19 protein-coding genes are annotated in these 16,032 nt (G+C 43.2%); 16 read left to right on the forward strand and 3 right to left on the reverse strand.

Translation table 11 applies throughout. The features are described from left to right. Positions 1–658: 658 nt before the first annotated feature. The 3 genes from flgN to flgA form a co-directional block, all read right to left on the reverse strand. Positions 659–1,147: a flagellar export chaperone FlgN gene (gene flgN / locus LMH66_RS17180; RefSeq protein WP_229371613.1), complete on the reverse strand. Its 489-nt coding sequence runs from the start codon at positions 1,145–1,147 to the stop codon at positions 659–661. After that, positions 1,140–1,430, reverse strand: a complete 291-nt coding sequence (flgM, locus tag LMH66_RS17185) for a flagellar biosynthesis anti-sigma factor FlgM (protein ID WP_229371617.1) — start codon at positions 1,428–1,430, stop codon at positions 1,140–1,142. Before flgM ends, flgN begins: the two co-directional genes overlap by 8 nt. A gap of 144 nt (positions 1,431–1,574) precedes the next feature. Further along, positions 1,575–2,321 carry a flagellar basal body P-ring formation chaperone FlgA gene (flgA, locus tag LMH66_RS17190; protein WP_229371622.1) on the reverse strand — a complete coding sequence of 249 codons (747 nt, stop codon included), beginning with the start codon at positions 2,319–2,321 and terminating at the stop codon, positions 1,575–1,577. A gap of 86 nt (positions 2,322–2,407) precedes the next feature. Here flgA and LMH66_RS17195 point away from each other — a divergent pair, with 86 nt between their 5' ends. The 16 genes from LMH66_RS17195 (at position 2,408) to LMH66_RS17270 (ending at position 16,031) form a co-directional block, all read left to right on the forward strand. Then, complete coding sequence (locus LMH66_RS17195; protein ID WP_153912461.1) at positions 2,408–2,758, forward strand: flagellar basal body rod protein FlgB; 351 nt, start codon at positions 2,408–2,410, stop codon at positions 2,756–2,758. 37 nt (positions 2,759–2,795) lie between these two features. After that, positions 2,796–3,215 (forward strand): flagellar basal body rod protein FlgC, encoded by a 420-nt coding sequence (flgC, locus tag LMH66_RS17200; protein WP_153912463.1) that lies wholly within the window; start codon positions 2,796–2,798, stop codon positions 3,213–3,215. Then, positions 3,215–3,883 carry a flagellar hook assembly protein FlgD gene (locus LMH66_RS17205; protein ID WP_229371628.1) on the forward strand — a complete coding sequence of 223 codons (669 nt, stop codon included), beginning with the start codon at positions 3,215–3,217 and terminating at the stop codon, positions 3,881–3,883. The genes flgC and LMH66_RS17205 overlap by 1 nt, the downstream gene beginning before the upstream one ends. A gap of 22 nt (positions 3,884–3,905) precedes the next feature. Next, complete coding sequence (gene flgE, locus LMH66_RS17210) at positions 3,906–5,111, forward strand: flagellar hook protein FlgE (protein ID WP_229371634.1); 1,206 nt, start codon at positions 3,906–3,908, stop codon at positions 5,109–5,111. Positions 5,112–5,120: 9 nt separating this feature from the next. Then, positions 5,121–5,855, forward strand: coding sequence for a flagellar basal body rod protein FlgF (locus tag LMH66_RS17215; RefSeq protein WP_153912469.1), 735 nt, complete (start codon positions 5,121–5,123; stop codon positions 5,853–5,855). 65 nt (positions 5,856–5,920) lie between these two features. Beyond that, positions 5,921–6,706 (forward strand): flagellar basal-body rod protein FlgG, encoded by a 786-nt coding sequence (flgG, locus tag LMH66_RS17220; RefSeq protein ID WP_055025314.1) that lies wholly within the window; start codon positions 5,921–5,923, stop codon positions 6,704–6,706. A gap of 95 nt (positions 6,707–6,801) precedes the next feature. After that, positions 6,802–7,485, forward strand: a complete 684-nt coding sequence (gene flgH, locus LMH66_RS17225; protein ID WP_153912471.1) for a flagellar basal body L-ring protein FlgH — start codon at positions 6,802–6,804, stop codon at positions 7,483–7,485. A gap of 115 nt (positions 7,486–7,600) precedes the next feature. Then, positions 7,601–8,710, forward strand: a complete 1,110-nt coding sequence (locus tag LMH66_RS17230) for a flagellar basal body P-ring protein FlgI (RefSeq protein ID WP_416384803.1) — start codon at positions 7,601–7,603, stop codon at positions 8,708–8,710. Further along, positions 8,710–9,186 carry a rod-binding protein gene (locus tag LMH66_RS17235; protein WP_229371639.1) on the forward strand — a complete coding sequence of 159 codons (477 nt, stop codon included), beginning with the start codon at positions 8,710–8,712 and terminating at the stop codon, positions 9,184–9,186. The genes LMH66_RS17230 and LMH66_RS17235 overlap by 1 nt, the downstream gene beginning before the upstream one ends. Before the next feature lie 60 nt (positions 9,187–9,246). Further along, the gene (gene flgK / locus LMH66_RS17240) at positions 9,247–10,617 is read left to right on the forward strand and encodes a flagellar hook-associated protein FlgK (protein WP_229371642.1); all 1,371 of its coding nucleotides are present in this window, start codon (positions 9,247–9,249) and stop codon (positions 10,615–10,617) included. A gap of 12 nt (positions 10,618–10,629) precedes the next feature. After that, the gene (flgL, locus tag LMH66_RS17245; protein WP_229371648.1) at positions 10,630–11,547 is read left to right on the forward strand and encodes a flagellar hook-associated protein FlgL; all 918 of its coding nucleotides are present in this window, start codon (positions 10,630–10,632) and stop codon (positions 11,545–11,547) included. 20 nt (positions 11,548–11,567) lie between these two features. Beyond that, complete coding sequence (locus tag LMH66_RS17250; RefSeq protein WP_229371652.1) at positions 11,568–12,599, forward strand: hypothetical protein; 1,032 nt, start codon at positions 11,568–11,570, stop codon at positions 12,597–12,599. A 235-nt stretch (positions 12,600–12,834) separates the two neighbouring features. Continuing rightward, positions 12,835–13,632 carry a flagellin gene (locus tag LMH66_RS17255; RefSeq protein WP_229371659.1) on the forward strand — a complete coding sequence of 266 codons (798 nt, stop codon included), beginning with the start codon at positions 12,835–12,837 and terminating at the stop codon, positions 13,630–13,632. A 350-nt stretch (positions 13,633–13,982) separates the two neighbouring features. After that, on the forward strand, positions 13,983–15,341 hold the full coding sequence (fliD, locus tag LMH66_RS17260; protein ID WP_229371665.1) for a flagellar filament capping protein FliD: 1,359 nt from the start codon (positions 13,983–13,985) through the stop codon (positions 15,339–15,341). Positions 15,342–15,358: 17 nt separating this feature from the next. Further along, positions 15,359–15,739, forward strand: a complete 381-nt coding sequence (gene fliS / locus LMH66_RS17265; RefSeq protein WP_153912486.1) for a flagellar export chaperone FliS — start codon at positions 15,359–15,361, stop codon at positions 15,737–15,739. Beyond that, positions 15,708–16,031, forward strand: coding sequence for a hypothetical protein (locus tag LMH66_RS17270; protein WP_229371670.1), 324 nt, complete (start codon positions 15,708–15,710; stop codon positions 16,029–16,031). The genes fliS and LMH66_RS17270 overlap by 32 nt, the downstream gene beginning before the upstream one ends. Position 16,032: the final 1 nt, after the last annotated feature.

A 16,032-nucleotide genomic window follows, 5' to 3' on the forward strand; every position in this document is an offset into this window, starting at 1 on the left:
TCTTAGAACACCCCGCAGCTCCGGCGAAATTTAAACAGCAAAATTTCCAACGGAGTACCTATATAGCGTTTAACTTCAAATGTAGCCTGCTTCGATAAGCTGCAAAAATCACTAACGCTTACGATGGGGCGTCCCTTCCCCTCGAAAGCTAGCTGGAATCTTAAGTGCAGGATGCACTAAATGCCTTGAAGCACATGGATGTGCGAGAAAGGCCATGGCCAGACTCACGCAATTTTCTTGCTTGCCACAATTCAAATTGAACATTCAAATAATTGCCAAAGAGAAGAGAGTTAATCTCATCAACAACTCTTATGGCTTTAAATTCAAAAATTACAAACGAACCTGCGGACACAAGAAGTCCCCATTGAAATTGCTGAAATGCGTTGAAGAAAATAGCGTGAGCCTGACAGGACGTCAGGCTAGCTTTAGTTGGCCATGGATGGCCATTCTAAAGCGTTAGCTATTTTCGAATAAGCATGAAGCTTACTCGCTTTGAAAGAGTAATTTCGTTGGGGCGGCAAGATTCTTTATATAAATCAGCGAGAAGGGAAATGCTGTTGTTTCCCTTTCGTCGGGTGTGGGCGAAGCGCCACGACTTTGATTTTTGAGGAGTGTAATATCAACTGCGGTTTTTTAGGCAACAAAGAGAGATTAGGTTTTACCTAGCATGCCCATAGTCATTTTGACTTTCTGGTTGCTTGTTCAATAAAGAATTAATCACTTCTTGTTGGCTGACTAACAGCTTGCCATTTTCTTCATTAAACAGTTGGCTTTCTCGTACTAATTTCACCAAGTTGCGCCACAATAAAAGTACTTGTTTCTGACTGGATTCTGGGAGTCTTGCTATTAAATCTTCCATGCCTTTACTGTTACCAGTAAAGCCTAACGCGACCAAGGTAATAGAGCGTTTTTTGGCTCGTTCCATTAGCAATTCACATAACTTAGTTTGCTCTTCATTATGAGCTGCTAAGCCTGCATTATCACGGCGTTGCATTAACTCGCGTTGACGAACTAATAATGCATGAAGTTGTTTATAACCGTCGATATCCAAACGTACGCCGCGCAGTAACCCCTGCACTTGCTCTCGCTTAGATACTTGCTCTGGTTTTATTTTCTTTTTTGCAGCAGGGTTTTCACTATTAACCATGATTTTGCTTCATCGCCTCTGCAATTTTTTTCACATCTAAGCTGAAGGTGCCAGTTTGCAAAGCTTGGCGTAACTCAGCGACTTTATCAGCATCAAAATCACTGAAATTCGCTAGCTCAGGTTGTGTTTTTTCTATGAGTTTCCAATCATCACTAACGGTACTTTGCGCAGGCATTTTACGGGGTTTAAGCTCGGCGACTTCAGTTTGTCCTGAAGTATTAGCCTTGCTCTTCGTTGTCCCCATATCCGCAGTCACTGGACTCGATATTTTGTTGATATCCATAATGGTTCACCATGTATGTCGTCGATATCTATATATAAGCGGCGCAATAAACCAGAAACTAAAATAAAAACATCAGAAAACGCACTGATATTTCACTATCAATGCGAGAAAAACAAAAACGATGATAGTTCACTAGAAATAGTACTAAAACAAAGTGGTTACTCTACCCTTTTCAGTTGGGTACACATGGATAATTTTACCCGAACTTAAGTTCCTCACTCGGATAGTTGAGCCTTTGCCACCTGACTCTAATGCCTCACCTGGCATGTTAGCGTAGAAACCATTCATTCTTGCTTCAATCACCACCCGGTCACCAATATTAATCCATTGTGGATTAGTGACTTGGCTGGCTTTAATTGCTCGAAACCTTCTGACTTTATGGCTGACTTGGTTGCCGATGAGCTGCGACTTTTTAGTGATTAAATCTCTATCTGAAGCTGATAACTTAAGCCACTGTAATTCAATATCAGTAGCAGAGATCTGCTCACCTCGCGCCAATGGTCTATTCGCTACTGGCACATTAGCCGTCACGTCCACTCTTGCCCTGATGAATAAACTCCAACCTAAAGCATCACAGGTTGCACGGCGCTGCACATTGCCAAAAGGCAACCTTGACCCTGTCGCAATATAAACCTCATTGGGACATTGTTGTAAATTTGCAGCGCCCGAAGGCAAGTTCACTTGAATCGTTTTTTTAATGCTTTCAAGTCCTGCTTGGCGCTGCCAATGCTGCAGTTCAGCCTCTAAGACCTTCACCAAAGAACGCTCAAGTTGTTGCGTCGCTGCAATGTGATCTTTAGCACTGCTTGTCAGCGGAAACAAACAGGAACACATGACGACCGCATAGGAAACGGCAGTTCCGATCTTATCTTTTAAATAGCCATAAACCATTGATAAAACTCACTTTAAACTTTTGGCACACTAATTGGATATACGGGACATATATTGAAATTGTTCATACCATACTAGGAGTTTTAATGGCTATCAACCTCGACACAGCCTTAGGCATTCACGCACAAACGTTAGATTTTCGGGTCGAGCGTAGCAAGATGCTAGCAGGTAATTTAGCCAATGCTGAAACTCCTGGTTATAAAGCTCAAGATTTAGATTTCAAAGCGGTAATGACTCAAATTAATGCAGGAATGGAAGTGGGCCGTGACTATCAAACAGCGTATCGAGTCCCTTACCAAACCTCTGCAGATGAGAACACTGTAGAACTTGGAAAAGAACAAGCCAGATACTCGCAAAATGCCATGGACTATCAAACCAGTCTGACATTTTTAAACATGAAGATTTCCGGCTTACGCTCAGCCATCGAAGGGCAATAAATCTCAGCGCAATACTTAAAGGACAATAGGAACTGATATGTCATTTGGTGAAATTTATAACATTGCTGGCGCAGGTATGCATGCACAGACAATTCGCTTAAATACCGTTGCAAGTAACCTTGCCAATGCCGGTGCAGCAGCAGAAAACCCTGATGATGCTTTCCGTGCATTAAAGCCTGTGTTTTCGACAATTTATAATCAAACGCAAGATGGAAAAGCCGCTGGTGCGCATGTGGAAGTCGCTGCCATTGTGGAAACGGATGCCCCTCTCGATATGCGTTATGAACCAGACCATCCCTTTTCAGATGAACAAGGTTATGTGGCCTACTCTAACGTCAATACCGTTGAAGAAATGGCTGACATGATGGCCGCAAGTCGCTCATTTGAAACCAATGTTGAAGTGATGAACCGTGCTCGCTCAATGCAGCAAGGGCTATTACAGCTAGGAAATAAATAATGAATGTCACGCCAAGTACTACGAGTAGCGATCCAGCCACTACTGCCACTGACGTCATGAATTCACCGGGTAACGATGCATCATCTATCCGCAATGAATTCATGACATTAATGATTGCACAAATTCAAAATCAGGACCCTACAAATCCGATGGATCCTGCAGACTATGTCAGTCAGCTAGCTCAGTTCTCACAAGTAGAAAGTCTTGAGCATATGCGTGCAAACCAAGCGACAAGCATGGTGATGATGGAAAATTTAGCCATCGTTCAATCAGCGCAACTTGTGGGTAAAACCGCAATGGTACCAGCCTCTGAACTTGAGCTAGATATCGAACCAGTAGACGGTAAAGTCTACTTAGGCAATGCGGTTGAAGAACTCTCTATCGATATCTTAAATGAGCATGGCGATGTGGTTCACACCTTAGAGCTTGGCTCACAAGAGCCTGGTGATGTGGCCTTTACCATTGATCCAGAAGCACTCGATTTACCTCCTGGCGAATACAGTATCGAAGCGAATATGACAGCAGATGACGTCACAGAAACAGCCGATACCTTCATTGCCGCAACCATTGAAAAAGTTCACTTTGTCAGCGCATCAGGCGTAATGATGGCCGAACTAGCTAACGGACTCGGGACGGTTTCTGTCCTCGAAATTTCCGAAGTTTCATAACTCGAATTAAAAGGATTACCCCATGTCGTTCAATATTGCTTTAAGTGGTTTACAGGCTACAACTCAAGACCTAAATACTATCAGTAATAACATTGCTAACGGTTCAACTGTTGGTTTCCGTAGTGGTCGTAGTGAATTTGCTGCAGTTTATAATGGCGGCCAGCCAGGTGGTGTTAACACCATGTCGACCAGTCAAAACTTCTCAATGGCTGGCAGTTTAGCTTATACCGGTCGTCAACTTGATATGGGCATTCAAGGGGATGGTTTCTTTGTACTGAGCGGCCAAGATGGCAGCACTATGTACTCACGTGCGGGTATGTTTAACCAAGACGCTAATGGTTATGTCACTGATCCTGCTGGAAACCGTTTACAAGGTTACAGTGTAGGCCCTGGTGGACAACTGCAAAATGGCAACGTAACCGACCTACAAGTACAAGCTGGGTCGCTTCCTGCTTCAGCAACCAGCACCATTGGTTTAGTGTCAAACCTAGACTCTCGTGTTGAAGAAATTGATCAAGCAGCGACCCCTTTTGATAAAGATGACGCATCGACTTACCACTCTTCAAGTACTGTCACCACTTACGATTCACAAGGTAACGAGCACGCACTGACTCAATATTTTGTTAAAACAGCTGACAATGAATGGTCGGTACATTATGTGATGGGCGATGAAGATATTACACCTGCAGGTGGTCACCAATTGTCGTTTGACGAAAACGGTTTGCTGACTGCTGGCGCTGACTTTGATTTGGATATTCCAGCGCATATTACAGGTGGCGCGGCAGCAATGACTCTAGCATTAAGCTTTGATAAAAGTACTCAATATGCTTCTGACTACAACAATTCAAGCTTAAGCCAAAACGGTTACACCTCAGGTGAACTGAACGGCATTCGTTTAGATGATGGCGGCAACTTATACGGCACTTACACCAATGGTGAAGAACAGCTGCAGGGCCAAGTCGTACTAGCTGACTTTAACAACCCAAATGGTTTAAGCCCTGTAGGTCAAAATGCTTGGGTTGCAACTAACTCAGCAGGTCAGCCAATGATTGGTACCCCTACAACAGGTACTTTAGGCTCAGTTAATGCCGGTTACCTTGAAAGCTCAAACGTCGATAACACCGCTGAGATGGTTAACTTAATGACAGCACAGCGTAACTATCAGTCAAACGCAAAAGTGCTAGATGCTAACTCTACAATGCAACAAGCATTACTGAACGTCATTTAAGGGTAACCCATGGATAAGATGCTATACACCGCAGCCACTGGTGCAGCCAGAGTCATGGAAGCGCAAGCGATAAGAGCCAATAATTTAGCCAATGCTGATACCACTGGGTTTAAGGCCGACCTGGAACGTGTTAATGCCAAAGTCATTACACCAACAGGAAATAGCTTGCACACTCGCGTATTAGCGCAAACTGAAACCAGTGGTTTTAGTCAGCAAGCTGGCACTTTAAACCCAACGGGTCGCACGTTAGATTTGGCGATCAGTGATGCAGGTTTGTTCAGCGTAATGACTGCTGACGGTGAAGCATATACCCGCTCGGGCGTTGTAGTGCCTGATGCCCAAGGCCAATTAACCATTGATGGCCGTCCAGTGGCAGGTATCGAAGGGCCAATTGTTGTACCTGAATACCGTGAGCTGTTTGTCGGCGATGATGGCCGTATCAGTATCGTGGCAGACGCAGGCAATATCACTGAAGAAATTGGTCAATTGAAATTGGTCAATCCTGAACTGCAGCAGATGACCAAAGGTCAAGATGGCTTGTTTTATAGCAACAATGGTTTGCCTTTAGAAGCAGACGAAGAAGTCCATGTGCGTAGTGGGTTTCTCGAATCCAGTAACGTCCAAGCGGTTAGCGAACTGATAGCATCAATGGATTTAAGTCGCCAATTTGAAGTGCAAGTTAAACTCATGCAAAGCGCAGAAAAGCTGTCTGAAGCAGGTAATCGATTACTACGAGATGCGTAAATAATCGTTTCAGCGATCGCTGCTTCTACACGAATGACATAAAAAGAATTTAAAGGAATAACATCATGCAGTCTGCATTATGGGTAAGTAAAACAGGTTTAAGTGCTCAAGATACTAAAATGACCACCATTGCCAACAACTTGGCAAACGTAAACACTACAGGTTTTAAACGTGACCGTGTGGCATTTAACGACTTGTTTTATCAAGTACAGCGTCAACCTGGTGGTCAAGTAGACGAGCAAAATGAATTACCATCAGGCCTTCAATTAGGTACAGGTACTCGTGTTGCTGGTACTCAAAAAGTCTTTACTACTGGCGATATTCTTACTACCGGTCAGCAGTTAGATATGGCCATTCAAGGCCAAGGTTTTTTCCAAATCGAAGAAGCTAATGGTGACTTAGGTTACACCCGTGATGGCCAATTTTTCCGTAGTAGCGATGGGTTAATGGTGACATCACAAGGTTTGCCTTTAGTACCGAATATTGAAATACCTGAAGATGCATTAACTGTCACTATCGCCTCTGACGGTCAAGTGTCAGCTCAAATGGCAGGCCAAGCTGAAGCACAAGAACTAGGCCAAATCACCTTAGTTAATTTCACTAACCCAGCAGGTCTTGAAGCACGCGGAGACAATTTATACCGTGAAACTGGTGCTTCTGGAGCCGCGATTGAAGGTGTTGCTGGCGATCAAGCTATTGGCCAAATTCGTCAAGGCTCTCTTGAAGGTGCGAACGTAAACGTGGTTGAAGAGATGGTTGAAATGATCTCGACCCAACGTGCCTATGAAATGAATGCCAAAGTGGTGTCTTCATCTGATGACATGCTGAAGTTCTTGAACCAAGCACTGTAATTTTGGGTTAAATCTATAACGTTAGTGTTAATGGATAACACTAACGTTAATCGATAAGACTAGCTCTGATTTTTAGACTGAAACTGACGGTTATTATGCGCAAAGCAAAGAGTTTAATAAGACATAGTTGGATTGCGATAGCACTACTACTGACTGGTTGTGCATCACATCTTCCTGAACCTGAAACGGCACCAGGAAAACCAGAGTGGGCGCCACCTGAAATTGACTACAGCTTGCCTGAAGCCAGTAATGGGAGCTTATATCGTCAGGGATATATGCTGACCTTATTCAAGGATAAACGTGCCTTTCGTGAAGGCGATATCTTAACGGTGTCATTGGACGAAAAAACCTATTCAAGCAAAAAAGCAGATACTAAAACCAGCAAAGACAGCTCGATGTCTATAGGCGCTCAAGGTTCAAGTGGCAATAGCAGTTTTGCCGGAAGCGGCGGCGCTGACACTGGCCGTTCATTTAACGGCACAGGTTCGAGTACTCAGCAAAACCAATTAACGGGCTCGATTACTGTCACTGTAGCTAAAGTCTTACCTAATGGCGCGTTACTAATCCGTGGCGAAAAGTGGCTTAGATTAAACCAAGGTGATGAATACCTGCGTTTGTTAGGTCTTATTCGCACCGACGATATTGGCACTGATAATACCATTTCATCCCAACGTATTGCGGATGCACGGATTATTTACGGTGGCCAAGGTGCAATTTCAGATAGCAACCAAATGGGTTGGGCTTCACGTTACTTTAATAGCCCATGGTTCCCATTGTGATAAATCTACGACTACCAACCAAAGTCTTTATAGTTAATTTTGTTAGTGCCCCCCAATTAGCACTGACATGGAGCGTTAAATGAAACAAGCCATCGCATTTTTCGCGAGTGTCCTAATGACCATCATGTCATTGCAAGCCACCGCCGCGCCGCAAAATGAACAAGCTGTTCAGAACCGTTACTTAATGGATATTGTGGATGTGCAAGGTATTCGTGATAACCAACTTGTTGGTTACGGTTTAGTTGTGGGCTTAGATGGCACAGGTGATCGAACTCAAGTCCGCTTTACTAGCCAGTCTATCGTCAACATGTTGAAGCAATTTGGCGTACAAATCGATGATAGAACCGACCCTAAGCTTAAAAACGTTGCCGCTGTTGCCGTTCACGCCAACATTCCTCCACTTGCAAGCCCTGGACAAACCATTGACGTCACAGTGTCATCTTTAGGTGATGCGAAAAGTCTCCGTGGCGGAACGCTGTTAATGACCCCGCTTCGTGCAGTTGATGGTGAAGTTTACGCTGTTGCGCAAGGTAATTTGGTCGTTGGCGGCGTGTCAGCACAAGGACGAAATGGCACTTCATTAACGATAAATGTGCCAACCGTTGGCAGGATCCCTAACGGCGGTTTATTGGAAGCAGAAATCCACAGTAACTTTAATGAAACTGAACATATCGTATTAAACCTGCGCGACCCAAGTTTTAAAACCGCACGTAATATTGAACGTGCTGTGAATGATTTATTTGGCCCAGATGTCGCTGAAGCAGATAGCAGTGCAAAAGTATTGGTGCGCGCTCCGCAGTCAAATCGTGAACGCGTCACCTTTATGTCGATTCTAGAAGAATTACAAATTGAGCAAGGCCGAAAATCCCCTCGAGTGGTCTTTAATAGTCGTACAGGCACGGTCGTCATGGGCGGTAATGTGGTTGTTCGTAAAGCGGCAGTAAGCCATGGCAACTTAGTCGTTTCCATTGTCGAGCAAGAATTTGTTAGCCAACCCAATGCGCCATTTATGGGCCAAGGTCAGGGGCAAACCGTTGTGGGTAGTGACAGTGAAATCGACATAGATACAGGTGATGGCCATATGTTCGTTTGGCCAGAAGGTATTGCCTTAAATGATGTTGTTCGTGCAGTGAATAGTCTAGGTGCCTCACCAATGGACTTAATGGCAATTTTGCAGGCGCTTGATGAAGCTGGCGCGCTTGAAGCTGAACTAGTGGTGATTTAATGAAATTAGACAATAACCACGGTTATTTAAATAACCTCAATGCCAAAGACTTAATCGAAGCAAATGGTGAGCATGGCGCATTAGAACTTGTGAGCCAACAATTTGAAGCCCAGTTCTTACAAACTGTGCTGAAACAAATGCGCTCAGCTTCCGATGTGATGGCAGATAAAGACAGTCCATTATCGTCTCAAAATGATGGCATGTATCGTGATTGGCACGATGCTGAACTTGCAGGCCGTTTAAGCCAGCTACAAAGCACGGGTCTTGCGAGTGTCATGACAAAACAATTGTCAGCAGCGCTTAAGTCTGCCCCTGATAGTGTCGCTTCTAATAACCAAACCGAACAAGTCACTCAAGTCGTGAATAATACCGCCCAAACGCCTGTTATAGCTGAACCTAATTCAGTTGTTACTGTTAATACTACAGCCATGCAGCCAGCGCTAAATATTCCACTAATGGCCAAACCGAACAATTAACAACAGCGAAGCATGCCCCTTAGCGGTTATATATTCGTTGTTGTGACATGAGGATTAGATATGAGCATGCTCAATATTGGGATGTCAGGCATTAATGCCAGCATGGCAGCACTTAATGCGACATCAAATAACATTGCCAATGCGATGGTGCCAGGTTACTCACGCCAGTCAGTATTAATGAGCTCAGTGGGCAGTAATACCTATGGCGGTGGCATGGGCGTCATGGTTGACGGCGTACGCCGTATTTCAGATCAATACGAAGTCGCACAAATGTGGAAAACCACCAGTGATGTGGGGTTTACTAGTGTTCAAGCAAGTTACTATACCCAAGCTGAGCAAATCTTTGGATCTGAAGGCAACAGCATTGCAGCCGGGTTAGATTTATTGTTTGCATCACTTAACTCAGCCATGGAGCAACCCAATGAAATTGCTCACCGTCAGAGTGTCCTCAATGAATCCCGTGCATTGACCCAACGCTTTAATTCCATCAGTGACGGAATCGAATCACAACTTAAACAAGTCGAGGGTCAAATTGGCGCCTCAACCAAAGAAATTAATGCGCTACTAGAAACCATTGCCAGCTTTAATGCTGAAATTCAGTCTGGTGGTGATAACCCGCCAATGGCGTTACTTGACGCTCGCGATGCTGCGATTGATGAATTAGCCGTCATTGTTGATATACGCGTCGTTGAAGACTCTCAAGGGATGAAAAATATCTCTCTTGCTCAAGGGCAGCCATTAGTTTCTGGCACCAAATCGTCAACACTTTCTACTCAGCCAGATCCGAATAACCCACAAATTTCACAAGTGAGTATTCAGTTCGGTAACTCAAGTTTTCCTGTAGACGAAACAACTGGCGGCAGCTTAGGTGCCTTGTTGGATTATCGCGATACTAGCTTAGCTGAATCAATGGAATTCATTAATGAATTAGCTCAAACCGTTGCCGATGAATTTAATGCTGTATTACGTAACGGTACCGATTTAAACGGTGACTCACCAACGATTGATTTATTTACCTACGACCCAACAAATCCAGCGGGTACGATTAAAATCAGCGATGGTTTTACTGCTGAAATGCTAGCGTTTGGTAAAGATGGCACCCCAGGTGATAACGACAACTTAAAAGACTTAGTCGAACTCGCAAATACCGAGTTTACCTTTGACTCTATGGGCGTGACGACCACCATGGGGGATGTATTTGCCAGTAAAGTCGGTGAATTAGGCTCAGCATCTCGTCAAGCACAAATGTCGCAGGACACCGCATTAAAACTGCAAATGGAAGCCCAGTCTCAATGGGCAAGCACCAGTGGTGTCAGCATGGATGAAGAAGGCGTTAACTTGATTATTTATCAACAATCATATCAAGCCAACGCCAAGGTCATCTCAACTGCTGACCAATTATTCCAAACGCTTTTACTGTCTATCAAATAGAGGAGTTCTGCTATGCGCGTTAGCATGATGAATATGTACAGCCAAAACCTACAAAGCATGCAGCACTTAACCAGCGATGTTGCTAAGGTTAATCAGCAAATGGCAACCGGTAAGTCCATTTTACGCCCGTCTGACGATCCCATTGGTATGGCTAAAGTGATTACCACTCAACGAGATTTAGCGGCGACTTCGCAGTATCTAAAAAATACCGAGTCGTTAAGCACCAGTTTAGACCGCTCAGAGACATATCTCTCTAGCATGACCAATCTGCAAGCGAGAATGCGTGAGATCACTATTGGTGCTAATAATGGTGCGCTATCTCCTGAAGACAGAGCAGCATATGCGGCGGAGCTTAGTGAGCTATTAGAGTCATTTGTCGATGTGGTTAATGCTAAAGATGATGGCGGAAATTACTTATTCTCAGGTAATGAAACGGGTACGGCTCCAATTGGTATTGATGCTGATGGTAACTACTTCTATCAAGGTGATGATGGCCATCGTGAAGTACAAATTTCAGGTTCTGCTTGGATGACAGGTAACGTGACAGCACAGGAGTTTTTATTCTCTGGCGGCGGCACTGATATTTTAAACCAAACTAAGCAATTTATTGATGTATTGAACGATCCCAATCTTGCACCTGGTGATGCTACCTTTACCCAAGCAGCTGAAGATATGCTGCAATCGTTAGATAATTCATTGGCATCGATTAGTGGTGCTATCACTGATATCGGTGGTAAGCAAAACGCCTTAAGCTTAATGCAAACCACCCACACTGAACGTATTTTATTTAGTGAAGAGGTTATCGGTGAAACCGAAGGATTAGATTACGCACAAGCCACAGCGGAATTTAATTTGAAGTTGACCACATTACAGGTGACACAACAATCTTTTGTGCAAGTGAGTCAGCTATCATTGTTCAATCACATGTAAGTTAGTAGCCAGTAAAATCCATGCTTAAAGGTATTTCGGAAAGTTTAAATGTATTGCAGCGCAACCAAACGGTTGCGCCTGCACCTACTGCAGTGCACGACACTCAGCCAGCGACGGCGAAAGCCGTGCCATCGATTCCAACTCATAGACTTGCCAGTTACCAAAAATGGGCTAAGGTAACCCAAGGTCAACATGCGATATCAGCCAATCAAGTGGCTGAACAAGGGTTATTACGTGTTTCACAGCTGTTAAAGCAACTGCAGGTTCCCTTGAATAATGCCAGTCCACAATCTGGGTTATCTGAGCAACAAACTGATACAGCAAAACAAATTCAGCAGCAGCTTGTTGCACTCGACATTAGTTATCAGCAACAGCCATTAGTGGATCACCAGCTCAATCTGATAAATGCTAACCGCCCTGCTGCTAAGCACTTTTTTCAATTAAAGTCAGTTGATCTAGTGGGAGTTAAATCCCGTGATGAGCGAATCACCATCCAATACGGTGACAATAATGCTCGCGCTTTTTTACCTGCGCATCAAAATAATCAATTTTTAGCTAAACAGCTCACCAATGCGTTTAAAGATATTGGCATTAGCGTGCAAGCCCCTGCCCGAAATGCCGCCATGCTGAGTACAGATCATGCACAATGGTTACAAATCCAATCTGGGTTATTAATGTCCGGTCAAGGTCAACGTTTGCCTGCAGGTGAAGCTCGTACGGTCAAAGTGGTCGAAATTCTGTCATGGCAAGATCCCAAAGAATGGCGTTTTGACAAAGCCGAAGATGTTAAGCAAACCCAAGTGAAAGTGGTAAAAAGCCAGCAAAAAGTTAATCAGCAACTTGTTGAACTTCGCAACAGTAAACAGAAAGTGCAACAACAGCTCAAGCGAGCTAATCATCAACAACAGCTTCATGGCAACTTGGATACAAATATGGCTAAATTAAAAGAGTTAATGCAGCCAAATCCATTTTCATCCCAAGTCACCTCGTTAATGGCGCAAGCTAACGTCAGTCGCGATCATGTTTCATCTTTATTAAAAACTAAGCAATAGCACTAATTTTAAGTCTCAGTCACTTTTATTAGGCAAATTTCAATTAACGCCTTCATCTGCATATAAAGCCTATCAAAGTAGGCTTTACCCTCTATATCCCATCACCTAGAACTGATTCAAACATCGAATTTCATAAAAATTTGCTAATTATTTTAGTCCGCGGATTCAGTTTCGTTTTCCAGTGTCGTTTTAATTAGTGGTAACACCAATAACTTTAATCCTATAGGAAGACATTATGTTATCTGTTCATACTAATACTGCTTCGAACATCGCTCAAAACTCAGTAACAAAAAGCAACGATCTAATGACTAACGCTATGGAGCGTTTATCAACAGGTCTTCGCATCAACAGTTCTGCTGACGATGCAGCTGGTCTACAAATTGCTACTCGCTTAAACGCGAACGTTACTGGCATGGAGCAAGCTAGCCGTAACGTTAACGATGCAACCTCTATGCTACAAACTGCTGATGGTGCATTAGAAGAGTTAACGACTATTGCTATGCGTCAAAAAGAACTCGCTACTCAAGCAGCTAACGGCGTGAACTCAGCTGAAGATTTAACAGCTCTAAATGACGAATTCGCAGAATTAAGTGCTGAAGTTGACCGTATTATCGGTGATACTGAGTACTCAGGTAACAACCTATTCACTGCTTTAGACGATATCGATTTCCAAATCGGTGCAGGTTCTAACGAAGTATTAAACGTAACCCTAGGTGCATCTGCATTAACTGGTCTTGCTGATGACTTAACAACAGGTGCTAACGCTGCAATTGACAACGTTGATGCATTTATTAATTCAGTTGGTGCAGAGCGTTCAACGCTTGGTGCTAACATCAACCGTTTAGGTCACACAGCGTCTAACCTAACTAACGTGACTGAAAACACTAAAGCTGCTGCTGGCCGTATCATGGATGCAGATTTCGCAGTTGAATCAGCTAACATGACTAAAAACCAATTATTAGTTCAAGCGGGTACTACTGTACTTTCTAACGCTAACCAAAACACTGGTCTAGTAATGGGTCTATTACGTTAATAACACGTATTTAGTCTACAAAAAGGGCCCTATGGCCCTTTTTATTTTAGCTCAACCTATGTAATGCCTTTAAAACCTATAAGAATAAATCCCCTCAACACGCTAATTTTATTAGTAAAAAAGCTAATAAAACTTTAGCCGTCAGTTATCCCTGTCGCCTTTATTCATTGTTATAAATTCTTTTTCGACACTCGGTGAATCAAACGGAAGCTCAGCTTCCATTGTGTTGCACAAAACGGAAGTTGTCTAACCGACATAACAATCGAAAAAACAACAAATAGCTATTAAACAATAACTTAACCATTGGCATAAAGATTGCCATTTAAGTCCGTTAGACAATAGGAGTTGCCATGATTTCAGGTATGAGTGCCGCCTCATTTGCCGAGCAATTAGTTGCTGCAGAGCGAATGAGTAAAGATGTTTTATTTAAAAACAACTTAGACAACAGCAAAGCACAAATTGATGCTTATAAAATTTTAGAACGTACCCTAAATCAAATGACCAGTAACTTGGACAATTTGGGTGATGATGCTTTTGAAGGCAAAAGTTCAGAAATTAGCGATGACAGTGCCACCATCACAGTAGACAGTGACGCACCAGCAGGTGTGTACGATTTATATGTGAAGCAACTTGCTCAAGCTCACCAAATCACCAAGTCGTTTGCAAGCGAAGACGAAATTCTACCAACAACAGGTGTAGTCAGCATTGATGTCGGTGGTAATACCATTGAAATTGATATGGCTGAACTTAACTCGACAGGTACTCGCACCGTTGCCGATCTACGTGACGCCATTAACAACCATCCAGATAATCCGGGGGTTCAAGCCTCATTAGTGCGAACTGGTGGTCAAGTTGAGTTAATGCTGACCTCTGAAGAAACTGGCGCTGATAGCACCATTACGATGGAAATGAATGGTGTTGACTGGGGGACTCAAGAAAGAATAAAGGCACAAGACGCAGAGTTTACCCTCAACGGTATCGATATCACCAGCAGTACAAACTACCTAGATAACGTAATTGATGGTGTCAATATTGAGCTTAAAAAAGCCCACGCTGTAGGCGAAAGCGCCACTATTACTATTGCTAACGATATTGAAGGCACTGAAAAAGCCGTTAATGACTTCGTCGATTCTTTCAACGAATTAATGACCCAACTAAATCAACTGACTCGTTCAATGGGCAGTTCGGTTTTAGACGATATCAATGATGATAAAGAAACTGATGATGACGATGATGAAGATGATGACGATGAGAACTCATCTGTTGGTGAAGACCAGATAGGGATTCTAAAAGGTGATTCTAGTCTGCGTATGCTGCAAAACAGTGTCCGTAATGCCATCTTCAATGAAGCACCTAATGGCATGCGTCTATCAGATATTGGTATTGAAATGGGCCGTGATGGCAAGTTATCTGTTGATGATGACAAACTATCTCAAGCTATTAACAGTGACTCAGCTTCTATCAAAGAAATGTTTACTGCCGATGGTGGCTACATCGATAACATTAATTCGATTATTGATCCGTTTACCAAGAACAACGGTTACATCGATTTAAAACAGAAAAACCTCGACTCTCAAGTAGAGCAAATCGAAGACAACATGACTCGCCACGATAACCAAATGAGTCAACGCTACCAAATTTTACTCGCCCAATTTACCGCAATGGAAAACACCATTAACAAGCTAAACACTGCTAGTGGCCTATTTTAATTAGGAATAAATGAACAATGTTGAACGAATATGATCCTTTTAATGCTTATAAGCAAACCACGTTAGATGCCAGAGTCGCCTCGGCAAATCCCCATGAAATGGTACGTATGTTACTGGATGGATTGTTGGAAGAAATTGAGCGTACCAGTGGCTATATGGAACGACAAAGCTTTGAAGATAAAGGTAAAAGCGTCAATAAATGTCTCAACATTGTTCACGGTCTAGATTCCATGCTTGATCTTGAAAATGGTGGCGAAGTCGCCACCACGCTAAATCGCTTATACGACTACTGTAGTCGCCAATTAGTGACTGCTAGTGTTGAAAATAGCATCACAGAGCTAACCCCCGTAATTAAGGTTATTACCGATGTCAGAGCCGGCTGGGCCAACCTCAACTAGTCAGTGGCAACAATTTGAAGTTGCCCTGGTGAAATACGCCAATTTAAAAGATTGGAAAAAAGTAGAAAAGGTGAACGAGTTAATGATGCTGGCGCTCACCGTTCAAGGTAAACCCAAAACAAAGTCGCAGCTATTAGCAAGACAATCCTTAGCTAAAGTTCATCAACAGGTGATTGCGCAAGCGAATGCTGAGAAAGAATCTCTCAGTAAAGAAATGAAACAGTTCCAAGCAACTAAAGATGGCATTTCAGCTTACAAGCTGACCAGTCTGTGTGGTGAAATTTATGATTAGT

The organism is Shewanella sp. 10N.7, from assembly GCF_020806285.1.
Classification (GTDB): Bacteria; Pseudomonadota; Gammaproteobacteria; order Enterobacterales; family Shewanellaceae; genus Shewanella; species Shewanella electrodiphila.

Coding starts and splice junctions, on each gene's coding strand:
- flgN (WP_229371613.1), bottom strand. CDS start 1,147: ATGGTTAATAGTGAAAACCCTGCTGCAAAAAAGAAAATAAAACCAGAG.
- flgM (WP_229371617.1), bottom strand. CDS start 1,430: ATGGATATCAACAAAATATCGAGTCCAGTGACTGCGGATATGGGGACA.
- flgA (WP_229371622.1), bottom strand. CDS start 2,321: ATGGTTTATGGCTATTTAAAAGATAAGATCGGAACTGCCGTTTCCTAT.
- LMH66_RS17195 (WP_153912461.1), top strand. CDS start 2,408: ATGGCTATCAACCTCGACACAGCCTTAGGCATTCACGCACAAACGTTA.
- flgC (WP_153912463.1), top strand. CDS start 2,796: ATGTCATTTGGTGAAATTTATAACATTGCTGGCGCAGGTATGCATGCA.
- LMH66_RS17205 (WP_229371628.1), top strand. CDS start 3,215: ATGAATGTCACGCCAAGTACTACGAGTAGCGATCCAGCCACTACTGCC.
- flgE (WP_229371634.1), top strand. CDS start 3,906: ATGTCGTTCAATATTGCTTTAAGTGGTTTACAGGCTACAACTCAAGAC.
- LMH66_RS17215 (WP_153912469.1), top strand. CDS start 5,121: ATGGATAAGATGCTATACACCGCAGCCACTGGTGCAGCCAGAGTCATG.
- flgG (WP_055025314.1), top strand. CDS start 5,921: ATGCAGTCTGCATTATGGGTAAGTAAAACAGGTTTAAGTGCTCAAGAT.
- flgH (WP_153912471.1), top strand. CDS start 6,802: ATGCGCAAAGCAAAGAGTTTAATAAGACATAGTTGGATTGCGATAGCA.
- LMH66_RS17230 (WP_416384803.1), top strand. CDS start 7,601: ATGACCATCATGTCATTGCAAGCCACCGCCGCGCCGCAAAATGAACAA.
- LMH66_RS17235 (WP_229371639.1), top strand. CDS start 8,710: ATGAAATTAGACAATAACCACGGTTATTTAAATAACCTCAATGCCAAA.
- flgK (WP_229371642.1), top strand. CDS start 9,247: ATGAGCATGCTCAATATTGGGATGTCAGGCATTAATGCCAGCATGGCA.
- flgL (WP_229371648.1), top strand. CDS start 10,630: ATGCGCGTTAGCATGATGAATATGTACAGCCAAAACCTACAAAGCATG.
- LMH66_RS17250 (WP_229371652.1), top strand. CDS start 11,568: ATGCTTAAAGGTATTTCGGAAAGTTTAAATGTATTGCAGCGCAACCAA.
- LMH66_RS17255 (WP_229371659.1), top strand. CDS start 12,835: ATGTTATCTGTTCATACTAATACTGCTTCGAACATCGCTCAAAACTCA.
- fliD (WP_229371665.1), top strand. CDS start 13,983: ATGATTTCAGGTATGAGTGCCGCCTCATTTGCCGAGCAATTAGTTGCT.
- fliS (WP_153912486.1), top strand. CDS start 15,359: ATGTTGAACGAATATGATCCTTTTAATGCTTATAAGCAAACCACGTTA.
- LMH66_RS17270 (WP_229371670.1), top strand. CDS start 15,708: ATGTCAGAGCCGGCTGGGCCAACCTCAACTAGTCAGTGGCAACAATTT.